Below are 20,645 nucleotides of genomic sequence, written 5' to 3' on the forward strand. Positions count from 1 at the left end.
GGCGCGCAGCACGCAGCGGCCGCATCGACGACATCGCCTACTTCGCACCCGGCGACTCCGCTGAGCGGGCCGAGCCGAACACCGCCGAGAACCCAGACGACGAGAACGTCATCATCACCACACCGATCACGACGAGCATCATTCACTCCGCGACCGAAGAGGAATCGCGCTATCTCGAGGGCCTCAAGGCGGGCAAGCTGATCGGAACGCGTATCGGCTCAGGAGTCGACGCCGGGCGCGTCTACTTCCCGCCACGCTCGGTGAGTCCCGCCGATGGAGCGCCGGCTGTCGAACACGTCGAACTTCCCGACACCGGAACCGTCACGACGTTCTGCATCGTCAACGTGCCCTTCCAGGGTCAGCGGATCAAGCCACCCTACGTGGCGGCATACGTGCTGCTCGATGGCTCCGACATCCCGTTCCTGCACCTCATCCTCGACGCTCCCGCCGACGAGGTCCGCATGGGCATGCGCGTGCAGGCGGTCTGGGTCCCCGACGATGAGCGCGAACTGTCGATGGGATCGATCAGCCACTTCCGGCCCACCGGCGAACCCGACGCCGAGTACGACACCTACCGCGAGTTCCTCTGACCCGCGATCCCCATCTCTAGGAGAAGCACGTGACCCTCCCCCGCATCGCGATCGTCGGGTTCGCCCACAGTCCCAACATCGTCGGCACGCACGGCACCACCAACGGCGTCGAAATGCTGATCCCCTGCTTTGACAAGCTCTACGCCGAGCTCGGCATCTCCCGCACCGACATTGAATTCTGGTGCAGCGGATCGTCGGATTATCTTGCCGGACGGGCCTTCTCGTTCATCTCGGCGATCGACTCGATCGGCGCGATGCCGCCGATCAACGAGTCCCACGTCGAAATGGACGGCGCGTGGGCGCTCTACGAGGCGTGGGTGAAGATCGCGAGCGGCGAGGTCGACCTCGCCCTCGCCTACGGCTTCGGCAAATCCTCCGCGGGAGACAGCAATCGCACGCTGTCGATGCAGACCGATCCCTACACGGTGGCCCCACTCTGGCCGGGCGACCGCGCGCTCGCAGGACTGCAGGCCCGCGCGGGTCTCGACGCGGGCACGTGGACCGAAACCGACATGGCCGCCGTCGCAGCACGCACGACGGGGGCGTCGGCCGACGACCTACTCGCTACCGAATACATCGCCAATCCTCTTCGCGCACATGACATCGCACCGTTCACCGATGCCGCCGCCGCCGTCATCATCGCCAGTGAGCGCCGCGCCCGCGAGCTCGTCGCCAATCCTGCATTCGTCACCGGCTGGGATCACCGTATCGACAGCGCGAACTTCGGCGCACGAGACCTCACCATCTCACCGTCGACCAAGCTCGCCGCCGACACCGCGTTCGGCGATCGCACCCGCGCCGTCGACGTCGCCGAGATCGCCGCCCCGTACACGCACCAGGAGATCATCGTTCGCAACGCGCTCGGACTGCCCGACTCGGTGCGCATCAATCCGTCCGGCGGCCTGCTCACGGGCAATTCGTTGTTCAGCGGCGGACTGCAGCGTATCGGCTACGCGGCACACTCCATCCTGACCGGCGATGCGCAGACCGCGGTGGCGCACGCGACGAGCGGCCCTCTGCTGCAACAGAACATGGTGGTCACGCTGCAGGGTGACTCGAACAGGGGCGATTCCAAGAGCGGCGACTCGAGCGTGGGAGACGACAACTGATGGCACACAACAACCGTGCGGCGGTCCTGGGTACCGGGCAGACCAAGTACGTCGCCAAGCGGCACGACGTCACGATGGCAGGTATGTGCCGCGAGGCGATGGACGCAGCCCTCGCCGACGCCGAGGTGAGCATCGACGAGATCGACGCGATCGTCATTGGCAAGGCACCGGATCTCTTCGAGGGATCGATGATGCCCGAGCTGGCCATGGCCGACGCCCTTGGCGCCGTTGGCAAACGACTGATCCGCGTGCACACCGCGGGCTCCGTCGGCGGCTCGACGGCCAACGTCGCGGCGTCGTTGGTGTTCGCGGGCGTCCACAAACGTGTGCTCGCGATCGCGTGGGAGAAGCAGTCCGAGTCAAATGCCATGTGGGCGTTGTCACTTCCGGTTCCGTTCACCAAGCCGGTCGGCGCGGGAGCGGGCGGCTTCTTCGCCCCGCACGTGCGCTCGTACATCCGGCAGTCGGGCGCGCCCGAGCACATCGGCGCGATGGTCGCCACCAAGGATCGACGCAACGGCGCGCGAAACCCGTTGGCCCACCTACACCAACCCGACATCACCGTCGAAAGTGTGATGGCGTCGCAGATGCTCTGGGACCCAATCCGCTACGACGAGACATGCCCATCATCCGACGGCGCGTGCGCGGTCGTCATCGGCGATGAGCAGGTCGCCGACGCCGCGGTCGCCGACGGCCGCCCGGTCGCCTGGGTCCACGCCACCGCGATGCGGACCGAACCGCTGTTCTTCGCGCACCGCAATACCGTCAACCCCCAGGCGAGCCGCGACGCCGCGGCAGCACTGTGGAAGTCCGCGGGCATCGACAATCCGATCGACGAGGTCGACGTCGCCGAGGTCTACGTCCCGTTCTCGTGGTTCGAGCCCATGTGGCTCGAGAGCCTCGGCTTCGCCCCCGAGGGCGAGGGCTGGAAGCTCACCGAGGCCGGCGAGACCGAGATCGGTGGTCGCATTCCGTTCAACCCGTCGGGCGGCGTGCTGTCGTCGAACCCGATCGGAGCGTCGGGCATGATCCGCTTCGCCGAGGCCGCGATCCAGGTGATGGGCAAGGCGGGCGACCACCAGGTTGCCGACGCCCGCAAAGCCCTCGGCCACGCCTACGGCGGCGGGGCGCAGTACTACTCGATGTGGCTCGTCGGCGCCGACAAGCCGACGAACTAGCCGGCCCTCACGCCGCGTGTCGCTCGAGCATGCCCAGCACCCGACGTGCCAGCACCGCAGGCTCATCGACGTCGCGCCAGCCCCACCGCAACAGGACGTGTCCGGTCTCGACGATCGCGTCGCCGCGCGACTTCTCCCCGAGTAGTGCACATCGCGTCTCGTCGGCATCGTCGCCGTACTTGTTGCCGTCGGCCTCGCCGCACAGTCACGCATTGCGCCAGTACAGATCGACGCGCGCGACGAAGTTCCCGTGCGCGTCATAGATGTTCACCTGCAACTCCGGCTCGGGTACGCCGGCGTCGACCAGTTCGACGCGGCTGCGCGTCTCGAGCACCGACTCACACTTGCGGTCACACCGACCGATCGCGGGAATCGCCGCGGCAGCCCGCGCATCCCCGTCAGCAGGTCCAGCTCGTTCTGCAGATCGTCGACGGTGCAGAGACCGGCGTGCAGCGCGGCGTCGCCCACCGCGATAGCTGGTATCCGAGCTCCGGTGCGCGCGATGTCGACCACCGTACGAGCAGGCGACACCACCAGCACACCGTCGACCTCGACGAGGGCTGGTGGTCGGGTGTCGGTGATCAACCGCGTGCGCGATGTGGTGCGTGTGCCCGGCGTGCGCCCGCTGTCTGCGATCGACACCCGCGAGGTGTCCAACCCCAGACCGGCAAGCCGAGCACCGCGGCGGCCGACGAAAGCGCTAGCGCCCGAGTATGTTTGGCGGACCGAACCTCCTGAGTCCGGTTGTCGCGTCGTATCGCGGCAAGCGCTCGCTGCCGGTGTCGCTCTTCGGGAGTGTCTTCGGCCAGCAGATCCCGGGGAATCGCTACTCCCGGTGCCAGCGACACGAGAGTGCCGACGTCGAGCGCCCGTCGTATCTCACGATCGACGAAACCCGCCGCGAGGAGCTCGGCGCGATTGACCGCGCCCGTGACGCCGTGGAAGTAGACCATGCACGTTGTGACGCGCGCAGCGTCGAATCGGTTCCATGAAAAATCCGCACCTCATCTCCTCACGCCTCACCTTCGGCAGTGCCGAAGGTGAAGTGCCACAGACGAGGTGCGGATTTCGACGCAAGCCCCAGTGTCAGGCCGGCCGGACCGAGTTGATCGTCTTCTCGACCTCCCAGAACGCGCGCAACGCCGACAGTTTGCCCTCGTCGTCGGCCCGATAGGTGAACACGCCGTGCGCCTCCGACACGTGGCCCGCGATGTGGGTCACGATCTTCCCGACGTATGCGACCTCGTTGCCGCAGATGATCTCGTCGTCGAAGACGAAGTCGATACTCTCGGTTGTCGCGATCGACAGATCCCAGAACTGCGAGATACGCTCTCGCCGTTGGAATCCAACCCCTCGTTCATCGAACATCGACGCCCCGACCGGGTCCTCGACCTTCGCATCGGCCGCGAAATTGTCGAGCCAGGCCTCCTTGTCACGAGCCGCGACCGCCTCCCGCGATCGCCGACCCGCCACCACGGCGGGATTGTTCTCCCTATCGATGCCCAGATATGCGGGTTTACTCGAATCCTGTTGGGCTGCACTGGTCATCGGTCACCGAGTCCCGTAGTCGACCTGGAGTTCCTTCACCCCGTTGATCCAACCGTGCCGGAGTCGACGCGGCTCGTCCAGCCGCGAGATGTCGGGCACGAGGTCGGCGATTGCATTGAACATCAGGTTGATCTCCATGCGGGCGAGGTTTGCACCGACGCAGAAATGCGCTCCGTTGCCACCGAATCCGACGTGCGGGTTGGGGTCGCGCAGGATGTTGAAGGAGAACGGATCGTCGAACACGTCTTCGTCGTAATTGGCTGAGCCGTAGAACAATCCGACGCGCTGCCCCTGCTTGATGTCGACGCCGCCGACCTGCGTGTCGCGCTTGGCGGTGCGCTGGAAGCAGTTCACCGGCGTTGCCCAGCGCACGATCTCGTCGACCGCCGTGGCGGGCCGTTCCTTCTTGAACAACTCCCACTGGTCGGGATGCTCCAGGAAGGCATTCATGCCGTGGCTGATCGCGTTGCGCGTGGTCTCGTTGCCCGCGACGGTGAGCAGGATGAAGAAGAATCCGAACTCGGCCTCGTCGAGGTGCTGTCCGTCGATGTCGGCGTTGACCAGCGTGCTGACGATGTCGTCGACAGGACACTTTCGACGCTCCTCCGCCATGTTGTAGCCATAGCCGAGGATCTCTGCCGACGCCATCTGCGGATCAACGCCTGCGAACTCGGGATCGTCGTAGTTCATCATGCCGTTCGACCAGTCGAACAGCTTCTTGCGATCCGACTCCGGGACACCCAGCAGATCGGCGATAGCCAGCAGCGGGAGGTCGACGGCGACGTCGTGGACGAAGTCGCCGGTTCCCCGGTCGGCCGCTTGGCGCACGATGGTGCGCGCGGCGTCGTCGAGCTTCTCTTCGAGAGCCTGTACGGCGCGAGGCGTGAACGCCTTCGAGATCACCTTGCGCAGGCGGGTGTGCTCCGGCGGGTCGTGATTGATCAGCAGCGCCTTGGTGACGTCGAGCTGGTCTTGGGGCATCTCGTCGTCGAACCGCATGATGACGCCGTTGGTCGACGTTGCCCAGTCCTCGTTGTTCTTGGAGATCTCGCGGACATGCGCGTGCTTCGAGACGACCCAGTAGCCGCCGTCGTGGAATCCGCCACCCTTACCCGGGAGCTGCGCATTCCACCAGACCGGAGCGGTCTTGCGCAGGGCCGCGAACTCGGCGACCGGAATACCCTTCTCGAGCAGGTCGGGACTGGTGAAATCCCACCCTTCCTGGTGCATGAACGGGCATGATGCCGCTGGTGAGGATGACGTCTGGTCGGCCCCCACGCCGTCGGTCTGGATCACGTGAAATACCACCTGTTCTCAGTGTTCTGCAACCGAGACGTGAACGTGTTCACGTCTCACTGGCGCTCACTGTACACACAGTATCGCACCAAAACAGGAACTCGTTCTACTTTTTCTTCGTCGCAATGGACAGAAACAGGAACATGTTCTACTTTCATGCCAGAGCAGTGTTCTGCGCGGCAGAACAGCAGGTCCGCGCAGGAGCAGTCGATCTGTGCAGAGAAGCCTGTGCGGAGAAGTAGAAGCCCGAAAGGTGACGGACATGGGTGTGCCGGTAATCGTCGAAGCAGTGCGAACCCCTATCGGCAAGAGGGCGGGCTGGCTCTCCGGTCTGCACGCGGAAGAACTACTCGGCCTCACGCAGCGCGGCTTGATCGAGAAGGCGGGTATCGACGCATCGCTGGTCGAGCAGGCCATCGGCGGATGTGTCACACAGGCGGGAGCGCAGGCCGGCAACATCACGCGCAAGGCGTGGCTGTCTGCGGGACTTCCAGAGCAGACCGGCGCGACGACCATCGACTGCCAGTGCGGCTCTGCGCAACAGGCAAACAACCTGATCGCCGGGCTGATTGCCTCGGACGTGATCGACGTCGGTATCGCGTGTGGGGTCGAGCTCATGACGCACACACCACTCGGGTCGAACGTGGGCGTCGACGCCGGCCCATACCACGCGGACTCCTGGAACGTCGAGATGCCCAACCAGTTCGAGGCGGCGGAGCGTATCGCGGCACGCCGCGGGATCACCCGCGCCGACGTCGACGAACTCGGAGTGCGAAGCCAGAAACGTGCGCGTCAGGCATGGGATGAGCACCGGTTCGACCGTGAAGTGTTGACCCTCAAGGCACCTGAGCGCACCAAGGAGGGCGTGGTGACCGGCAACATCATCGACGTCACACGCGATCAAGGGCTCCGAGACACCACACCCGAATCGCTCGCCGCCCTCAAGCCGGTCATCGACGGCGGCATCCACACAGCAGGCACGTCGTCCCAGATCTCCGACGGCGCTGCAGCCGTCCTGCTGATGGACGAGACCAGAGCGCGCGAGCTCGGACTCCGCCCGCGAGCGCGACTGCGGGCGGCCGCCCTCGTCGGCTCGGAACCGTACTACCACCTCGATGGCCCCGTCCAAGCCACCGAGCGAGTGTTGGCCAAAGCGGGAATGTCGTTGTCCGACATCGACATCGTCGAGATCAATGAGGCCTTCGCCTCGGTTGTCCTCAGTTGGGCCCAGGTGCACGGCGCCGACATGGACAAGGTGAACGTCAACGGCGGCGCGATCGCCCTTGGCCATCCGGTCGGCAGCACGGGTTCGCGGTTGCTCACCACCGCTCTGTACGAACTCGAACGGCGCGACGCGCAGACTGCTCTGATCACCATGTGCGCGGGCGGCGCACTGGCAACCGGCACCATCCTCGAGCGCATCTGAGAGTCACGGGAGCGCGCATGAAAGCTGAAAACCGTCCGGCACAACTCGATTCACCGATCGTGGCGAAAGCGATCAAACTCGGCTCGCGCCTCAACACCGCACTGTACAAACGCAGCGGCGGTCGGCTCGGCCGCACCTGGCGGGTCGGCGCGGCGATGCGCAACCCCGTCGACGTATGTCTGCTGACCACAATCGGCCGCAAGTCCGGCCAACCGCGCACCGTGCCGCTGCTCTATCTGCGCGACGGCTACACGGTCGTCGTCGTCGCCTCGCAGGGCGGATTACCGTCGAATCCGGCGTGGTACCTCAATCTGCGCAGCAACCCCGACGTGTCGATCCAGATCGGTTCGCAGACGGGCGAATACACGGCACGGACGGCGAACGAACAGGAGCGGAACCAACTCTGGTCCCGCCTGGTGGAGCTGTACGCCGACTTCGATACCTATAAGGCGTGGACCGATCGCACCATCCCGGTGGTGATCTGCACACCACGCTGACTCACCTGCGATCAGCCGACACGTCCGCGTGCGCGGGCAATGCGCGAATCGCCGCACCCGCCCATGCGTCGAGAAATGCACGACGCTGCGCGCTCGACCGCTCCGTGCCGTGGTCGATCATCATGGACTGCAGTGTGCGCAGCACGATTTCGACGATGACGTCCATCTCGGCCGGGCCGTACCCGCGAGCAGCCCAGTCGACGTCCATACGCTCGACCATCGAGCGCGCGAATCCCTGACCGGCCTCCGACGTCACTCCTTCCACAGCGAACAGACTCACGTTGTCCGCCCTGAACAGCAGGCCGACGTAGCGGTCGTCCGGCAGTTCCTGGAGTACCACGTCGATTCCCTCGACGACAGCGACGTCGGGCTCACGAATACCGCTGACACGTACCGCGATTCGCTCGAGAAACGCGCCGACGGCGTCGAACGCGGTTGCCCGGAGTAGCGCCTCGGTGCTGGGGAAGTATCGATACACGGTCTGGCGAGTGACTCCGAGAGTGCGCGCGACGTCGCTGATCGTCGTCGCCACACCGTGTTCGTCGATCGCCGACCGTGCGGCCGCAAGAATGCGCGCCGTGGCCTCGGCGTCGTCGACCGGGACGCTTCCGGCCCAGCCGTGCGTACGCATGTCTCGCGACCACCTTCCGGCACCGATTTCCCAGTACCTATTCCCCGGCACCCACTTCCCGGTACCGACCTCTACCAGCGCAGACCGTATCACGGGAAAACGACCATACACATGTGATCGGACTGTATGGTGAAGCCATGACAGCCATCACCACCGATGCGGCTTGCCCATTCGGCAAGGGTTTCGATTTCACCGATCCCGATGTGCTCGAATCCGGCCTACCGATGACCGAATTCGCTCACCTGCGCCGGACTACGCCCGTCTGGTGGAACGAACAGCCACTCGGCACCTCCGGTTTCACCGACGGCGGCTACTGGGTGATCTCGCGACACACAGACGTGCGCGAGATCTCGAAGAACAACCAGGTGTGGTCGACAAACGCCAACGGCGCCATCATCCGACTCCCCGACTACGTCACCCCCGACCAGATCGAGTTCACCAAGGCGCTACTCGTCAACCACGATCCGCCGGAGCACACTCGTCTGCGCAAGATCGTGTCGCGACTCTTCACACCGAAGGCTGTTGGGTCACTGGAGGAGAATCTCGCAACGTCGGCACGCCAGATCGTCGAATCGGCCGCAGCCAAGGAGTCGGGAAACTTCGTCGACGACGTGGCCATCCACCTTCCCCTGCAGGCGATTCTGGATCTCATCGGTGTCCCGACAGCCGACCGTCCACGTATTCACGAGCTCGTCGACGCGATCATCAACAGCGACGATCCCGACCACACGATCGACCCCGCGATGGCCAACGCCGAGCTGCTCGGCTACGCCTATTCGATGGCCGAGGAGCGTCGGCGCAACCCCACCGACGACATCGTCACCACACTGATAGAGGCAGACATCGACGGAGAGTCGTTGTCCGACATCGAGTTCGGATTCTTCGTCATCCTGCTGATCACTGCCGGAAACGAGACGACGCGCAACGCGACCAGCCACGGCATGAATGCCTTCATGTCCCACCCTGGGCAGTGGGAGTTGTTCAAGTCGCAGCGCCCGAAGACCACGATCGACGAGGTGCTGCGCTGGTCGACCCCGGTCAACGCCTTCCAGCGGACGGCCAAGGCGGACACCACCATTGCAGGCGTCGACATCGCCGCCGGACAGCGGGTCGGCATCTTCTACGGTTCGGCAAACTACGATGAGAATGTTTTCGACGACCCGTTCACGTTCAACATTCTCCGGGATCCCAACCCGCATCTGGCCTTCGGCGGCAACGGCGCCCACTTCTGCATCGGTGCCAACCTCGCGCGCCTCGAACTCTCCCTGATCCTCAACGCTGTCGCAGACGTACTTCCCGACATCGAGCGGATCGGCGAGCTGCGTCGTGTGCGATCAGGCTGGCTCAACGGCGTCAAAGACCTGCCCGTTCGCTACGGCGCGGCCGGAGGCTGCCCGGTCGCGCACTGAGCAGTCCCTGGATTGCCCACTACGCTGACGTCGCTTTACTCACATCACATTCGCGTGCAAGACAGTCACCGGCCCGGTTGAATGGCAGCATGGCGAACGAAAGCACTCAGTTGGCGGCCCCGCGTGTCGCTGTCGTGGTCCCCGCCTACAACGAGGTCGACTACATCGAAGACACGATCCGGGCTTTGCAGCAGCAGACCTTTCGCGATACCGCCCCCCACGATGCTGGTGCGCCATTCCGCATCATCGTGGTGGACAACAACAGTACCGACGGGACAGCCGATCTCGTTCGCCAGCTCGCGTCCCACTCGGCTGTCCCGATCGATGTGCTCACCGAAACCGAGAAGGGCACCGGCAGCGCCGCAGACTCGGGCTTTCGCTATGCCGTCGACAGCGGAGCCCAGTTCATCGCTCGCACCGACGCCGATACGCTCCCCGCGCCGGACTGGCTGACACAGATCGTCGCCCCACTGCTTGATGGCAAAAGCCTTGTGGGAGGTCGGGTGCGTGCCCGCAGCTCCGATGGAGCCCGTGCCATTGCGTTCAACCTGATCGGGACGACATGGCGCCTCGGACACTTGATCACCTGGTTGCGCACACGATCTCAACCTGCGCACCTACGCAAGAGTTTCCTGGTTGTCGGCAACAATCTGGCGGTCACCGCTGACACCTACTGTGCGGCAGGAGGATTCCCGCGGACGAAGATCGACGATGTCGACGAGGACGCGGTTCTACAGCAACGTGTCGCCGAGTACGCAGGTGCAGACTCCATAGCGCTCGCACCACATGCCGTCGTCTTCACTTCTCTTCGACGACTGCAGGCTTACGGCACTCGGGGCTATCTCGATTGGTATCACTCCAAGAACGCAGGCGACGGCGATGTGCCCACTGATGTTCGCTGATCAACGAGCCGCTCGCTGATCTCCCTGACCGCAGCACCGGTGAACTCCAGGACGTCGCCGACCACGGACTCCGCCGCAGCTGTAGCGGGGTACCGAACCCGTGCGTGAATACCATCGTCGTCGCGCCACAGCCACCACTGAACATTGTCCGTCGCATGATCGCCCGACAACTGTTGCACTGCAACATCTTTCGATGGCCGGCGTTGCCGGGTGTAATCGACGTACGAAACCATGAAGACATCCCCGCGTGAACTACGCAATCTGCTGCCGAATGTCTGATAGACCGCCGTCAGTCCGACGCTCGCAAGCGGTAGGGCTTCGGAAAGTCGATGTGCGTTGAGCGGCAACAGTTCGACGACATCCCCCTCGCCGCGGACACGCAGCGGGATGTTGGCAACCACCCAGGCAACGATCGACTCGGTTGTCTGAAGTCCCGCAGGCACGATCATCGCGGTGTCGGCCGGACCACCCGCCAGACGAATCGCGCGTCCAATGCACGTCAACAGCGCCGAGAACGTTCTCGCGCCCCGCTTGTGTACTGCCGAGCTGAAGTGCAGCGCCTCGGACCGACCGAGGAGGGTGCTCACCCGTGTTCTCATCGGCGCTCGTCGTCCCGGTTCGAGCCCCAGGTCGAGGGGGAAAGCTGGTATCTCCCAGTCGGACTCGTCGAGAAAGCGGAACCAACCGGCAAGTCGCGGATCGTCGGGAGCCACGTCACCACCGAACAGGTGCGCGCGCACGGCGGCGAGCCCCGAGCCGGCACTCGACAGTTGACGGCCGGCAACCACGTCGGAGATATCCGCCGCGAGCACCGTCAACGATCGGGCGTCGACGTAGACGTGATCGAACGCGCAGATCACCGTGGTGGTATCGGGACGGAGCACCGCCGCAAAGAAGTGTGACAGCGGCTTGGTTGGGTTGCACGCCATAGCGATTCGTGCGAGTACCAGCTCCGCCATACCCGCGTCTGACAGGTCGGTCGGAGCCTGCGAGTCGACGCTGACGCTGATCGACGACAATGGGACCTCGCGCCGACTGAGGTCATCGCCCTCCGCTGAAATATAGGTCCGCAGTATGTCGTGCCGGGACAGCAACACCTCGGGAAGCCGTTCTAGCAGAACACGATCAACCGCATAGGGGAAGTCGAGGACCAGGGTCAGCGAACCCGGATGTCCCGCTCGATGCGAATCGACGTGAAATCGCTCGTTCTCCGACAATCCGGTGTCGGAAGGCAGATCATCTCCGATGAGATCGGCATGAAAGACGGCGAGTTGGCCTGATCTCAGTGAATAGTCTTGTATACCAGCTAGTTTCATTGCCTCACCCGGGTACCCGCGATCGCGGTGACCGCGGAGTCCGCAGATTCCAGGAGCGCTCTGAGCTGTGCCGCAACTGTGTCGAGATAGCGCTCGATGTGTACGCGCGCAACATCATTGTCGGGAATCTGAGATTCGACGACCAGCCCGTCGACCATGCGACTCAGCCACAGGTTGGAGTTCTTGGTTTTGCCGATCCCGGGAAATCCCACCGTTGTTCCGACAGTGGGGTCGTCGATTCCCGGCAGCCGACGGTGATCGATGTAGGTCACCATCTGAGGAGAACCGGCCATCTGTGGAAGCTCGCCTGACCGCGCAAGCACCTGCAGAACCGCACCGATCGGAGCCGCGGCAGCGCCTTTGGCCCGCTTCACCGCGACAGATGCAGTGCGCGCCAGCTCGATCGGATCAGCTCCGGGATCAACGTCGAAGTAGACCGGCGCGAAGTTGCACGCCCAGCCCTGGGTGAACTCGAACTCGATCCCGCGGGTTGCCAGGGCGGTCGTCGTGAAGAATCGCTTCTCCCCTGTACAGATGTACTGCGCAGATGCCAACGCGGAGAAGAGACATCCAGCGATGGTGACCCAGCTCGACGAGGCACTGACGACGTCGAGCGCATCCGCTTCGTCCGCCGTGAGCAGATCACGACGGCAGCGCACAGCAGGGACGGGAGCGTCGTCGTCGAGTCCGAGGGGGACCGGTGATGCGGGAAGAGATCCCTTGATGGCCAAAGCTTCTCGCCACGCCTTGACGCCGATGTCATCGGCGCGCACGCGCGCAGCGCGACGATGCTCATCGGCCACGTAGTTGCCGAACGATGCCACGTCGGTCAGCGTCGCCGACGTTCCCGTGGTCTCCGCCCGATACAGGGCGTTGATCTCGTCCATCGCCAGCCATAGCGAATAGCCGTCGCCGTGAACGTGATCGGCGCCGAGGTAGAACGTGAATCCACCGTCGCCGTCGAACGCTCCGAAGTGCATCGACTGCGGGGAATCGAACGCGGTCGCAACGGAGATGCGATTCGCAAGGTAGTCGCCCGCATCCTCGGCGTCGACTTTCCGATCCCGACCGAGCGGCCACTGCGCCACCAACTCGACGTGGGTCTGCGGTATGACACGCCTCTCGACACCCACCTCGCCCAGTGTGTAGAAACTCCGCAGTTCGTCGTGCCGTTGCACGAAGGCTGTCAGCGCTGCGGCCATCGCTACCGGGTCCAGTGTGGTGTCGAATCTGGCGAAAGCACCCACGACGGAACGATGCTCGTCGCCGCGGGCACGCGCCGCGGTCGAAGTGACGACGTGCTCGGTCTGCAGAAACGTTGCACCACCGGTCACACGCGCGGCCTGCAACGCCGCATCAGGCGAACACAACGACCACTCGACAGGGGTACCGCCAGGAAACTGCTTACGCAGCAGTGGTTCTGGCGTCGCAGGTGCGCCGAATACCACCGTCATGCTGTGATGTCCGCCGACGCTCGCGACGCCATCTCAGGCGCAAACGTGTAGTCGTGATCACCGGTGCCGACGATCGTGCGCAGAACCTCCGCAAACGCGGAGATGAAAGCTTCGACCTCGCGCCTGCGCTCCCCTGACGGATAACGCGTCGAGATGTTGATCCCATCGGGAATTCGGTTGATCCACAGATACACCTCGTCGACGTCCCGGGTGGCACTGCGCAACACTCGCGCGTTTCGACGCTCCCACTCCGCGGCTCCCTGCGCCCGCCGCAGATCGATGTAGGACACGACAAATCCCGGGGGCGTCACGTCACCTCCGATCAGATCAGCGATCGGGGCGAACGGTGCGGTACCCACGTCCTTGTACCGCGAGACCGACTCGGCAACGTGCGGAAGCGCCTGAGAGAAGGTCTGCGCACCAGATGGATCAACGTGCACCGGAACGAGACCGACGAACCACCCGACGGCCTCGCCCCACTCGGGTCCCGTGCGCGTGTGTACGGGGCTGATGAATCGCACTTGATCGGTCCCGGCGAGCGCCGCGCTCGTGATCGACATCGCTGTGTAGATTCCCGACGCCACCGAGCCACCCGCAGCCTTGCAGATCTCGTTGAATCGAGCGGCCTCGGCCCTGTCGAGAAGATCCTGCGAAAGACTCACCTGCATACCGGAATCCGGCTCCCGGGGAGGTGCTACCGCGCCAACGCCGCCGGTGGCGCAATGCGGGAAGCGTGGCATCGCATCTGGTTGGACGGACGTGGGTGAGTCGTTGAAGAACTGCCGCCAGGCGACGACGGCCGAGTTGTTCGCATCGATCTGTCCCCCCAGATGCCGCTCCGCATCACTGAAGTCCAGGTAGCTGCCGTACTCGGCGAGCCCATGATGCTCACCGTTGATCTCCGCGCGATAGAGGGCGCTGAGCTCATTGATCGCGAAAACCTGTGTGTAGGCGTCCATCACGGTGTGGTCGGCGCCGAAGACGACGAGGAATCTGTCGTCACGGTCATCGGGTTCCAGAGTCACGACGACGCAGTGTGGCCAACTCAACGGGTTGACGGTGGTATCGAAGTAGTCCTGGATCGTCTGGCGGGCCGAGTCGGGCGACGTCACCACACCCATCGAGAGCGCGGAGACTGCGACAGCCTCCGGCGCGACGGTCGTCCGAACCAGATCGTCCTCAGGAGCCCCACCGAGCTGGACCGCGGAACGAAGCGCCTCGTGGCGGGCGAACCACTGCCTGATGGTCGCGGCGAAAGCATCTCGGTCCAACCGCTCCTCGATGGTGAAGGCCGTTCCGATCCAGTGCCCGTGCCATTCGTCACCGAGTTCCGCAGCGCGGCGCGCATGCTCGAGATGCATGTACGAAAGTCGACGAGAATCCGAACGCCATTGGGCCGGGTCGGTGGTCGCTTCCCACGCAGTGATCGCGCCCGTGGGAACCTCATAGTCGGCGAGCTCTGTGTATTCCATCGGCATCCTTTTCAGTCACCTGCGCACGGGTACACGTGAATACCTCGGGTATCGAGGAAGTTTGCAGAGATTGTTTACAGAATGGAATTCAGCTGTTCATCCCACGTTCCAAAGTGGACCAGCTCTCACGCTGTTGGTCTCGCCAGTAAGGCCATGCGTGAGTTCCAGGATCAACGTATCGAATTGTCGCCCCAATATGTTGCGCCGTCAATCTGGACTGCAATTGCTGGGTGCACCAGAGGGCACCCGTTTCGATTGCTCCGCCAATGACCTGCCGATCGACAGGGTTCGAATTGTCCGGATATCCGGGCTGATCATATGTGCCCGACCGCCCTGTTCCGGTGGATATGTAGAGCGTGGTGCCACGAAGGTTGTGCGCGAGCGACAGCACGTCGTGGGCCGCCCAGCCCGAGCTGCCCGGGGGTCCCCACATGTTATTTGCGTCACCTCCGAAAGCTGCGACGATCGCCCGCGGGTACGTCTCACCCGCAATGCCGGCGGTGCTGTAGCAACCGCTATAGGCACCCACCGCCTTGTAGAAACCCGGATTCCTCGCGGCGAGCACCAATCCCGCTCCCGCACCCATCGAGATTCCCGCGATCCCCCGTCGCCCGTTACCGTCGAACGCGGCATCGATAAGGGGTGGCAGCTCCTTCACAAGGAATGTTTCCCACTGGTAGCGGCCAAGTTTCGGGTCGTCGCGCTCCCAATCGGTGTAGAAGCTTCCGTTGCCCGCCAGCGGCATGACAACGTTCACGTTCTTGTCCGCATAGAAGTTCCGGGCGTCGGTCTTGCGTAGCCACATGCTGTTGGCCGGGTCCTCTTCGCCGAGGCCACTCAGCAGATACAACGACGGCCTGGTTCCCGAGGGGTGACGAGGTGTGATCACCTGCACCTTGATCGTCTTACGCATGGCGGGCGAGTAGACGTACACCGCCGTCACGCCCTGCCCCTCGTCGACCGTCCGCTGTATCGTCGGACGCACGGGTTCGGCCTGCGAAACGCCGACTCCCAACAGCGCCGTTGAAATCACAGCGACCAGAACTGACACGGCACATTGCCACGCAAAGCGCGGTCTGCAGTTTCCAGCTATGACGTTTACCTCCAGATCGCGAGAGTGAGTCGCCAAAGAGTAGCGACTGCGCACTGGCCTCGCACGCGGACGGTGTGACACTAGCGTGTGCTGGTCGACAGTTTAAGACGATAGAGACATATGCCACTCGATACGGACTGTCAGGAATCTCGCAGAATTGAACTCGCCTCGACACTTTACCGACAAGCAAATAGCCTGTTGAAGACCTGCCGAATGATCCGACGACGATGGAGGGCACTCGATGGTGATGTTACCGGCGATTGCAATCGAGGCCGAATCGCTCGGTAAGAAGTTCGGAACCGTCAACGCAGTTTCGGACATTTCCTTATCGATACCGACGGGATCGGTGTGCGGATTGTTGGGCGCGAACGGCGCGGGCAAGACCACGACCGTGCGTATGCTCGCGACACTCATCCGGCCGGACTCCGGCTCGGCCCGCATCTTCGGTCGCGACATCGTGAGACAGGCAACCGCCGTACGTTCGATGATCGCGCTGACAGGCCAATACGCCTCACTCGACGAGGATCTGACCGCAGAGCAGAACCTCGAATTGTTCGCGACCCTGCGCGGATTCGACCGCCGAGCGGCTCGTTCTCGTGCGCACGAGTTGATCGAACAGTTCGGACTGGGTTACGCGGCGTCGCGCCCCGTGTCAGGCTTCTCCGGCGGCATGCGACGACGACTCGACATCGCCACCTCACTGATCTCGGCTCCGCCGCTTCTCTTCCTCGATGAGCCGACGACAGGTCTCGATCCCACCACGCGCACTCAGATGTGGTCTGTCGTACGCGATCTGGTGGATAACGGTACGACCGTATTACTCACCACTCAGTACCTTGACGAGGCCGATAAACTCTCCGACTCAATCGTCCTGATCAACGATGGGCGGGTTGTGGCGGAAGGTACGGCCAAGTCACTCAAGGAGCGCATCGGCACTCGAACGCTGCACCTTCACCTCGATGACAGATCCAGAATGCGGGAAGCCGCAGAGATCGTGGGAGCGATGCTGTCGGCAGATGTCGTTCAGATTCCTGCCGAGGGCGCACTCTCGGTGATCACATCTGAGCCGGGGCGGGCAGCTCACGCGGTGTCCCAGTTGGAATCTGCGGGCATCGAGGTCGCCGAATTCTCGTTCCAGCGGCCCACACTGGATGATGTCTTCTTCGCCATGACAACGGGGGAGTCGACTCGGGCATGAGCAGCACCATAGATCACACGGGATCCGGAGTAGCCGACTCGGCAGGCGAGGCGACGGACACTGGCGCTTCCAGCGGAATCGACTGGCCGATCACTCCTGTCGACAGAGTTCCCTTCAGCCAGGGGCTGCGTCAGACCTTCGCATTGGCTCGTCGCGGACTTCTCCGGATGAAGCACTCCCCGCAGCAACTGTTCGACGTGATCATCGTGCCCATCGTCTTCACAGTGATGTTCGCGAACATCTTCGGCGGCGCCGTTGCGGGTGGCGTCGACAACTACCTCGTCCTCCTTGTACCCGGTGTTCTGGTTTCCGTGGCGGTCACCACCTCGGTGGTCACCGGAACCCAGTTGCGTGAAGACATCGACAGCGGAGTGTTCGACCGGCTGATCTCGATGCCCATCGCACGGATCGCACCACTCGCAGGGTTACTGACAGCAGACACCGTGCGATATGTCATCGCGAGCGTGATGTCTCTCGTCGTCGGCATCTGCATGGGCTACCGGCCCGAAAGCGTGATCGGCGTCATCGCGGGCGTCACACTTGTCGTCTACGCTGCGTTCTCGCTGAGCTGGATCTTCGCACTGCTGGGCGTTCTGCTCCGCAAAGTATCGGCGATACAGGGGATCTCGATGCTGGTACTGATGCCGATGACGTTCACGTCCAATGCGTTCGTGCCAACCACGACAATGCCCGGTTGGCTGCAAGCGATCGCCGACGTCAATCCGGTCTCGCACCTCATCTCCGCGTTTCGTGGGCTGGCGAATGAGGGACAGATCACCAGCGATGTCGGATGGACGCTCGTGGGGACGACTGCGATCCTGATCGTCTTTGTCCCACTGACGTTGCGCGCCTACCTCTCTCGGTCATGACGATCACTTCGACACGCACGACCGGGTCGATGTACTCGGCCCTGCCGGTTGAGCGCCTGACCACCGACGACGATCTCTTCGTACGGATGGAACACGCTCTGGGGCTCGGAGTCGTGAATCAGTGCGTGTGGCAGCTACCCACACGCCTAGACGAAGAAGCCTTCGCCCGATTGGGCGAACGACTCTGCGCGGGTCGCGCATCGAGACTCGTCGCGCGGCGCCCACCACCGATTCGTGACGCGTGGCGGTACACGCCGACCGCCGGGTCCGTCGAGTTCTTCACCGACAAGGTGAACCCAGAGGACGTTGCCGCGTGGATCGACACTCAGGCACGGTTTGCCCTGAACAGTGTCTCGGGACCCTCCTGGCGACTGAGCGCGGCTCACTCCGACGGCATTGGTACCTACGTCTCGTTCACGGCGGCGCACGCGATCGGCGACGGTGCGACGCTGATCACAGCGATCATGGAGGCGTTGTCCGAGAACGTCTATGCCACCGACGTCGAGATGCCGGACCTCGCGTCCGACCTGTCCGATGGAGTCAAGACCGCAGCACGCGCGGCACACGCGGCAGCGTCGAGTGTCGTCGCGTCACTGCGGACCGGATTACCCCGAGGCTCTGCGCACACTCAACCGGAACACGCGCGTCCTCGGACCACCGTGACCACAGCAGCGCCGACCAATACGGGAGCGACCACCGGAACCGAGCCAGGTCTACCTCCCTCGGTGATCGTGACGGTGGATCGCGAGCACGCGTCGAAGATTGCGACCGAACGCAATGGCACGCCGAACTCCCTGTTCGTCGCAGTGATGGTCGGACTCCTCGACAGGGCAGGCATGGCATCGTCGGGGGACATTGTCCCGGTGTCGATTCCGGTATCACGGCACCGCGACGACGATCGACGCGCCAACGCCACGACGGGCGTCACCGCCCACATTCGTCTCGATGTCAACCGCTACACGGACCTCAGCGAGATTCGCGACGCGTGCAAGGCCGCCTACCGTACGCTCGACGCGCAACCCGGTCCCATGGCCGCGATGTCCACCGTTGCACAGGCTTTGACCGACGGAGCCGTGCGCCGACTCGCTGGTGGAATGTCGACTCCCTTATGCGTCGCCTCTAACGTCGGGCGGGTAGATCCTTTGTTTGCGTCACTTGGTACCGGAGGTCCCGGAGTGACCGCGATGCGCGCCGTCACCACGGATTCCGCCGGATTGGCCGGGCACGCCGGCGGTATCAGCGGATGGTTGTGCAGTGGCGATGAGGTGCTCACGCTGGCGGTGAGCTCGCTGAATCCCGCCATGATCAACGATCGAAGTTCGCTTCGCGCACTGGTCGCCGCCGAGTTCGCTTCCTGGAACATCTCTGAAACGGATTGGGGCACATGCGAATAGCATTCGTCATGCACGGCAGTCGAGGCGACGTCCAACCGGCGGTCGCGCTCGGAGCCGAACTCCACCGACGCGGACACAGCGTCGAGTTGGCTGTTCCCGAAGACTTGGTGGCTGGGGTGTCACGTTCTGGACTGCCGACGCGGAGCCTGTGTCCGTCAACGTCGGAGTTGCTCGCGAGTTCGCTCGTGAAGCGAGACCTCAAGTCGTGGAATCCGTTGAAGCGGTTGGCTGCGCTCCGCGAAGTCGGATCACACGGGTCGGCGATGTCGGAGAGGGTCATGGGTGAACTCGCCGATGTGGCAGACATTCTCGTCAGCGGACCACTGGCGCAAGAACGGGCTGCGACGGTCGCCGAAAGCCGAGACATCTCCTTCGTGCCGCTGCACTACTGCCCGATACGTCCCAACCATCAATTGTCGCCGTTGTATCGCCCGCTGCCCGCGGCGGTCAGCGCAGCCGCGTGGCGCGCGGCCGACTACCTCGTCTCACTCACGCAGCGTCCGAACGACCGCGCACTGCGCCGTCGGCTGGGCCTCCCGTCTGCCTCGGGAACCATCGGCGCTAGGCTCCGGCGACGAGGAACCCCGGAGATCCAGGCGTACGACGCCGAACTGTTCCCGCTCCTCGCGCGCGAGTGGGGAGAACAGCGCCCGTTCACGGGCTTCCTCCTGCCGGACAGCCAGACCCGAGCAAAACTCAACGGACACAACGACAATAGCCAGATCACCCGCATTCTCGAGTGGATTCGCTCGGGACCTGCCCCCGTCTATGTCGGCTTCGGGAGTATGCAGATCCCACCCGAGCGGGTCTCTTCGATCGTGGAGGCAATCGTATCGCTACGTCTTCGTGTGGTCGCCCAGACACGACATGCCCTGCCAGAGCGCGATGGCCTTCTGCACCTCACCGAGTCCGTCGACCACGAGATCCTGTTTCCTGAGTGCCGAGCAGCCGTCCATCACGGCGGAGCCGGTACCACCGCCGCAGCTCTCCGAGCCGGAATCCCATCGGTTGTCGGTTGGCTCAGCGCCGACCAGCCACTCTGGGCTGCCGCGCTTCGCGACCACGGAGTCGGGGCCGGCGCTCCGCTGTCACGACTGTCGGGCACCGACCTCGAATTGCTTACCGCCGACGAGCCGTATCGCGCGGCCAAGGCATTGGCAGGCCACATCGTCAAACCGGGAGACGCAGTCGACGCCGCATGCGACGAGATATTGGAGGCGGCCACGGCACGCCCGACCTGATGGCCCGTGCAGCCTGCTCCAG

The 20,645-nt window shown here is 63.8% G+C and carries 20 protein-coding genes; 12 read left to right on the plus strand and 8 right to left on the minus strand.

Annotation, left to right across the window (positions count from 1 at the left end):
* From B3T59_RS19210 to B3T59_RS19220, 3 genes are all read left to right on the plus strand, one after another.
* The coding region (locus tag B3T59_RS19210; protein WP_287004826.1) for a Zn-ribbon domain-containing OB-fold protein at positions 1-590 on the plus strand (590 nt) is incomplete at its 5' end.
* A 29-nt stretch (positions 591-619) separates the two neighbouring features.
* Positions 620-1,699 (plus strand): thiolase domain-containing protein, encoded by a 1,080-nt coding sequence (locus B3T59_RS19215; RefSeq protein ID WP_287004828.1) that lies wholly within the window; start codon positions 620-622, stop codon positions 1,697-1,699.
* Entirely contained in the window at positions 1,699-2,877 is a 1,179-nt protein-coding gene (locus B3T59_RS19220; RefSeq protein ID WP_287004830.1) for a thiolase domain-containing protein, read from the plus strand. The genes B3T59_RS19215 and B3T59_RS19220 overlap by 1 nt, the downstream gene beginning before the upstream one ends.
* Before the next feature lie 205 nt (positions 2,878-3,082).
* Here B3T59_RS19220 and B3T59_RS19225 read toward each other — a convergent pair whose 3' ends face one another.
* Entirely contained in the window at positions 3,083-3,211 is a 129-nt protein-coding gene (locus tag B3T59_RS19225; RefSeq protein WP_287004832.1) for a hypothetical protein, read from the minus strand.
* Between the two features lie 379 nt (positions 3,212-3,590).
* Here B3T59_RS19225 and B3T59_RS19230 point away from each other — a divergent pair, with 379 nt between their 5' ends.
* Positions 3,591-3,869 (plus strand): hypothetical protein, encoded by a 279-nt coding sequence (locus B3T59_RS19230; protein WP_287004834.1) that lies wholly within the window; start codon positions 3,591-3,593, stop codon positions 3,867-3,869.
* Between the two features lie 94 nt (positions 3,870-3,963).
* Here the strand turns inward: B3T59_RS19230 and B3T59_RS19235 are convergent, their stop codons facing one another.
* A complete protein-coding gene (locus B3T59_RS19235) occupies positions 3,964-4,425 on the minus strand; it encodes a nuclear transport factor 2 family protein (protein ID WP_287004835.1) in 462 nt (153 codons plus the stop codon).
* Between the two features lie 3 nt (positions 4,426-4,428).
* The gene (locus B3T59_RS19240; protein ID WP_049699902.1) at positions 4,429-5,721 is read right to left on the minus strand and encodes a cytochrome P450; all 1,293 of its coding nucleotides are present in this window, start codon (positions 5,719-5,721) and stop codon (positions 4,429-4,431) included.
* A gap of 262 nt (positions 5,722-5,983) precedes the next feature.
* Here B3T59_RS19240 and B3T59_RS19245 point away from each other — a divergent pair, with 262 nt between their 5' ends.
* Both B3T59_RS19245 and B3T59_RS19250 read left to right on the plus strand, forming a co-directional pair.
* Entirely contained in the window at positions 5,984-7,147 is a 1,164-nt protein-coding gene (locus B3T59_RS19245) for a steroid 3-ketoacyl-CoA thiolase (protein WP_287004836.1), read from the plus strand.
* A 17-nt stretch (positions 7,148-7,164) separates the two neighbouring features.
* A complete protein-coding gene (locus B3T59_RS19250; RefSeq protein WP_287004837.1) occupies positions 7,165-7,644 on the plus strand; it encodes a nitroreductase family deazaflavin-dependent oxidoreductase in 480 nt (159 codons plus the stop codon).
* A gap of 1 nt (position 7,645) precedes the next feature.
* Here the strand turns inward: B3T59_RS19250 and B3T59_RS19255 are convergent, their stop codons facing one another.
* Positions 7,646-8,275 (minus strand): TetR/AcrR family transcriptional regulator, encoded by a 630-nt coding sequence (locus B3T59_RS19255; protein ID WP_287004838.1) that lies wholly within the window; start codon positions 8,273-8,275, stop codon positions 7,646-7,648.
* 137 nt (positions 8,276-8,412) lie between these two features.
* On the opposite strand from B3T59_RS19255, the gene B3T59_RS19260 reads away from it, so the two are divergent.
* Together B3T59_RS19260 and B3T59_RS19265 are read left to right on the plus strand one after the other, a co-directional pair.
* Positions 8,413-9,684, plus strand: a complete 1,272-nt coding sequence (locus tag B3T59_RS19260) for a cytochrome P450 (protein WP_287004839.1) — start codon at positions 8,413-8,415, stop codon at positions 9,682-9,684.
* A gap of 89 nt (positions 9,685-9,773) precedes the next feature.
* Positions 9,774-10,586 carry a glycosyltransferase gene (locus B3T59_RS19265; protein ID WP_287004841.1) on the plus strand — a complete coding sequence of 271 codons (813 nt, stop codon included), beginning with the start codon at positions 9,774-9,776 and terminating at the stop codon, positions 10,584-10,586.
* Here B3T59_RS19265 and B3T59_RS19270 read toward each other — a convergent pair.
* From B3T59_RS19270 to B3T59_RS19285, 4 genes are all read right to left on the minus strand, one after another.
* On the minus strand, positions 10,538-11,902 hold the full coding sequence (locus B3T59_RS19270; protein ID WP_287004842.1) for a condensation protein: 1,365 nt from the start codon (positions 11,900-11,902) through the stop codon (positions 10,538-10,540). The two genes, B3T59_RS19265 and B3T59_RS19270, sit on opposite strands and share 49 nt — an antisense overlap.
* The gene (locus B3T59_RS19275) at positions 11,899-13,356 is read right to left on the minus strand and encodes a condensation domain-containing protein (protein ID WP_287004843.1); all 1,458 of its coding nucleotides are present in this window, start codon (positions 13,354-13,356) and stop codon (positions 11,899-11,901) included. Before B3T59_RS19275 ends, B3T59_RS19270 begins: the two co-directional genes overlap by 4 nt.
* The gene (locus B3T59_RS19280; protein ID WP_287004844.1) at positions 13,353-14,828 is read right to left on the minus strand and encodes a condensation domain-containing protein; all 1,476 of its coding nucleotides are present in this window, start codon (positions 14,826-14,828) and stop codon (positions 13,353-13,355) included. Before B3T59_RS19280 ends, B3T59_RS19275 begins: the two co-directional genes overlap by 4 nt.
* Before the next feature lie 88 nt (positions 14,829-14,916).
* Complete coding sequence (locus B3T59_RS19285; RefSeq protein ID WP_287004845.1) at positions 14,917-15,879, minus strand: alpha/beta hydrolase; 963 nt, start codon at positions 15,877-15,879, stop codon at positions 14,917-14,919.
* A gap of 283 nt (positions 15,880-16,162) precedes the next feature.
* On the opposite strand from B3T59_RS19285, the gene B3T59_RS19290 reads away from it, so the two are divergent.
* The 4 genes from B3T59_RS19290 to B3T59_RS19305 are packed head-to-tail and all read left to right on the plus strand — an operon-like array spanning position 16,163 to position 20,623.
* Entirely contained in the window at positions 16,163-17,119 is a 957-nt protein-coding gene (locus B3T59_RS19290) for an ATP-binding cassette domain-containing protein (protein WP_082933708.1), read from the plus strand.
* Positions 17,116-17,988, plus strand: a complete 873-nt coding sequence (locus B3T59_RS19295; protein ID WP_287004846.1) for an ABC transporter permease — start codon at positions 17,116-17,118, stop codon at positions 17,986-17,988. Before B3T59_RS19290 ends, B3T59_RS19295 begins: the two co-directional genes overlap by 4 nt.
* On the plus strand, positions 17,985-19,382 hold the full coding sequence (locus B3T59_RS19300) for a hypothetical protein (RefSeq protein ID WP_287004847.1): 1,398 nt from the start codon (positions 17,985-17,987) through the stop codon (positions 19,380-19,382). The genes B3T59_RS19295 and B3T59_RS19300 overlap by 4 nt, the downstream gene beginning before the upstream one ends.
* Positions 19,373-20,623: a glycosyltransferase gene (locus B3T59_RS19305; RefSeq protein ID WP_287004850.1), complete on the plus strand. Its 1,251-nt coding sequence runs from the start codon at positions 19,373-19,375 to the stop codon at positions 20,621-20,623. Before B3T59_RS19300 ends, B3T59_RS19305 begins: the two co-directional genes overlap by 10 nt.
* Positions 20,624-20,645 lie beyond the last annotated feature (22 nt).

The organism is Gordonia sp. UBA7860 (assembly GCF_002500165.1).
Classification (GTDB): Bacteria; Actinomycetota; Actinomycetes; order Mycobacteriales; family Mycobacteriaceae; genus Gordonia; species Gordonia sputi.

Excerpts from the sequence above, each read along its gene's own strand:
- B3T59_RS19245 (WP_287004836.1), top strand. The coding sequence starts at position 5,984 with ATGGGTGTGCCGGTAATCGTCGAAGCAGTGCGAACCCCTATCGGCAAG.
- B3T59_RS19255 (WP_287004838.1), bottom strand. The coding sequence starts at position 8,275 with ATGCGTACGCACGGCTGGGCCGGAAGCGTCCCGGTCGACGACGCCGAG.
- B3T59_RS19230 (WP_287004834.1), top strand. The coding sequence starts at position 3,591 with ATGTTTGGCGGACCGAACCTCCTGAGTCCGGTTGTCGCGTCGTATCGC.
- B3T59_RS19265 (WP_287004841.1), top strand. The coding sequence starts at position 9,774 with ATGGCGAACGAAAGCACTCAGTTGGCGGCCCCGCGTGTCGCTGTCGTG.
- B3T59_RS19220 (WP_287004830.1), top strand. The coding sequence starts at position 1,699 with ATGGCACACAACAACCGTGCGGCGGTCCTGGGTACCGGGCAGACCAAG.
- B3T59_RS19260 (WP_287004839.1), top strand. The coding sequence starts at position 8,413 with ATGACAGCCATCACCACCGATGCGGCTTGCCCATTCGGCAAGGGTTTC.
- B3T59_RS19270 (WP_287004842.1), bottom strand. The coding sequence starts at position 11,902 with ATGAAACTAGCTGGTATACAAGACTATTCACTGAGATCAGGCCAACTC.
- B3T59_RS19295 (WP_287004846.1), top strand. The coding sequence starts at position 17,116 with ATGAGCAGCACCATAGATCACACGGGATCCGGAGTAGCCGACTCGGCA.
- B3T59_RS19305 (WP_287004850.1), top strand. The coding sequence starts at position 19,373 with ATGCGAATAGCATTCGTCATGCACGGCAGTCGAGGCGACGTCCAACCG.
- B3T59_RS19250 (WP_287004837.1), top strand. The coding sequence starts at position 7,165 with ATGAAAGCTGAAAACCGTCCGGCACAACTCGATTCACCGATCGTGGCG.
- B3T59_RS19235 (WP_287004835.1), bottom strand. The coding sequence starts at position 4,425 with ATGACCAGTGCAGCCCAACAGGATTCGAGTAAACCCGCATATCTGGGC.
- B3T59_RS19275 (WP_287004843.1), bottom strand. The coding sequence starts at position 13,356 with ATGACGGTGGTATTCGGCGCACCTGCGACGCCAGAACCACTGCTGCGT.
- B3T59_RS19280 (WP_287004844.1), bottom strand. The coding sequence starts at position 14,828 with ATGGAATACACAGAGCTCGCCGACTATGAGGTTCCCACGGGCGCGATC.
- B3T59_RS19290 (WP_082933708.1), top strand. The coding sequence starts at position 16,163 with ATGGTGATGTTACCGGCGATTGCAATCGAGGCCGAATCGCTCGGTAAG.
- B3T59_RS19300 (WP_287004847.1), top strand. The coding sequence starts at position 17,985 with ATGACGATCACTTCGACACGCACGACCGGGTCGATGTACTCGGCCCTG.